This is a genomic window from Candidatus Polarisedimenticolia bacterium (genome assembly GCA_035764505.1).
In the GTDB taxonomy this organism is placed as follows: Bacteria; Acidobacteriota; Polarisedimenticolia; order Gp22-AA2; family AA152; genus AA152.
In genome coordinates this window covers 1-2,418 of the sequence record DASTZC010000050.1, presented here as the reverse complement: position 1 = coordinate 2,418, position 2,418 = coordinate 1, and the positions used below count along the sequence as shown (strand labels likewise).

Genomic DNA, 2,418 nt, shown 5'->3' with positions numbered 1-2,418 from the left:
ATGATCAGGTCGAGCCGCCGGTCGACCATGCGGTCGAGAACGCGCTTGGTGCGCCGGAACGGCTCGCCCAGCCGCGCCTGCGATGGCATGACTTCCTTGCGTCCCAGAATGCGGGTGCGCCGGGGCCGGAAGCGGTTGGAGAGCCAGGCCAGGGCGGCGGCGTACTCCATCGAGGCGATCGCGAACTCCGGCTCGAACTCCTCCAGGATCCTTCGCAGGCGCAGGACGAGGAACGGGAAGTCCCAGCGCGAGCGCTTCCTGAGATCGAAGCGGCGGACATGGTCCGGGACTTCGCTCAAGAGCGGCCCCGCCAGGCGGCAGCAGGCGAGCCCAAGGGCGTAGCGCGCCGGATCCAGGGCCTGCAGCAGGAGCGTCATCTGCCTCTCGGCCCCGCCAATCTCGAGCGTGGGGATGACCACCAGCAGGCGCGTGACCGCGCCGGATGCGCCTTGCGGCTCAGCGCCCTGCATTGCCGCTCCCCTCCTGCTCCCCGGGTAGCTCCCGTGGCGATTCGTCATGCTCCTCCAGCACCGCCAGCATTCCGGCCAGCAGCGCCAGCGGGAATATCCCCGCCCCGCTGCTCAGCAGCGGATATCCGGGCAGGCTGACGATTCCGACGATCAGCCAGGCGGCCAGCGTCTTCGCCAGAATGGCCGTCTCGCCGCCGGCCGCCGCCAGAGCCGGGATCCAGGCGCTGCGCGAGAGCAGGTAGAGCGCAGCAACCAGGAGGATGATCCCGAGGGTGCCGAGCCTTCCCATCAGGTCGACCCAGCCGATGTCGTAGTTTCCGGTTCCCTCCAGCTGGTGGAGCGCCTCCATCTGCTGCCCGACGGTGCTGTCGTGGTGCAGGAAGCCGATGCCGACCAGCCAGTTCTCCTGCAGGATGGGGGCCCACGCTTCGATCTGCTCCTGGCGCACCCCATAGCTGCCGCTGTTCTCCTCCACCTCGGTCACCGTCGACAGGGCGCGCGACAGGATCATCTCGCCGTAGTCACGGTTGATGACCCCCATGGCCACCGACAGGAGCAGCAGGCCCAGCAACAGCTTCCCCAGGGTGCGGGCGCCGGTCTTCCCCTCGATGCCCGCCTGGACGACCACGGCGGCCAGAACGCCGATCCAGACCGAGCGGTAGAAATGAACCACCGCCCCGATCGAGAGCAGCACGAGGGCGAGCTTGCCGAGCCGCGTGGCGCGGCCGGAGGCGTAGCGATAGAACTGATACAGGAGCATCGCCACTACCAGGGGCGCGCCGTTGCTGCGGACACGCGTGAAAGTCCCCAAGCCGACGAAGTTCGCCTCTCCCACGATCAGGCCCGGCAGGGAAGGGATCTCGCCCAGCATCGAGATCAGCAGGTACATGAAGGCGAGAATGGAGGCGATGGCGGTCATGCCGGCGCCCAGCCGGCGGATCTTCGCCGGGCTGTCCGCGTAGATCGGGACCAGGAGGAAGGCGAAATAGTACGAATAGGGCTTTGCCGCCTTGAGACTGAGCCAGAGTCCCTGCTCCGACAGAAGGACGGTGAGCAGGATCTCCCCGCCCAGCAGCACGAGAAGGATCAGGGTCGCCCGCCGCATGCGCCGCCCCACCGCCCCATGGAACGGGAAGCCGCTGCGAAGGATCTGGATCACGAGCGGCACGACCAGCAGGGCGGTGAGGATGTCGATGAGCTTGATGCCGTTGACTTCGCTGGATTCCTGCAGCAGGCCGAAGAATTCCGCGAAGGTCAGCAGAAAGATCAGCAGCGCCCCGAGATTGCGGGACATGGCCAGCAGGAAGTAGGCGGTGCCAAGGAGGATTCCGAGGGGCAGCAGGATCGGGAACTGGTTCAGCGCCATCATCTGCACCACCCCGCAGACGACCGCCAGGACCGAGGTGAGGCAGAGAACCCACAGCGTGCGGCGTGTCGGGAGATCGGCCCACCACAGGCTCAGGCCGCGCGGCAACGACGGAGGCGCGTCGGGCATCGCTCTCACAGCCCCCGCGTGAGCGTGGTGGCCTTCTCGGAGAGCAGGGCATTTCCCGGGTCTTCCGAGGAGGCGCGAAGATACTCGGCCAGGGCACGCTCGCGGTCCCCGAGCGCCTCGTAAGCGCGCCCCAGGCTGTAATGGATCTCTCCGGGAGCGGCAATTTCCCGGGGGACCGGCAGGGAGCGGGACAGAACGAAGTGCAAGCGGGCGATCGCCTTCTGCGGCTGGCCCTCTTGCAGGTAGGCCTCCGCCAGCTCGAGATGGCTCTGGACATTCGCGGGGTCCAATGAGAGCGAGCTTTCGTAGCAGGGGATCGCGTCCTCGAAGCGGCTCTCCTGCGCATAGGCCTTGCCGCGGAACAGCTCCAGCCGGGCCCGATAGAAGGGCGCGAGCTTCGGCTCGAAGCGCTCCATGCGCGCGATGACGCCGCGCGCCTTCTCCGCCTGATAC

General features: G+C 67.5%; 3 protein-coding genes. All 3 read right to left on the bottom strand.

Features of this window, described 5'->3' with window-relative positions:
- Positions 1-470: glycosyltransferase (locus tag VFW45_03395; GenBank protein HEU5179810.1), on the bottom strand; the 470-nt coding region annotated here is incomplete at its 3' end.
- Complete coding sequence (locus VFW45_03390; protein ID HEU5179809.1) at positions 457-1,965, bottom strand: hypothetical protein; 1,509 nt, start codon at positions 1,963-1,965, stop codon at positions 457-459. The genes VFW45_03395 and VFW45_03390, both read right to left, overlap by 14 nt.
- A gap of 5 nt (positions 1,966-1,970) precedes the next feature.
- Positions 1,971-2,418: tetratricopeptide repeat protein (locus tag VFW45_03385; protein ID HEU5179808.1), on the bottom strand; the 448-nt coding region annotated here is incomplete at its 5' end.

Excerpts from the sequence above, each read along its gene's own strand:
- VFW45_03390 (HEU5179809.1), bottom strand. The coding sequence starts at position 1,965 with ATGCCCGACGCGCCTCCGTCGTTGCCGCGCGGCCTGAGCCTGTGGTGG.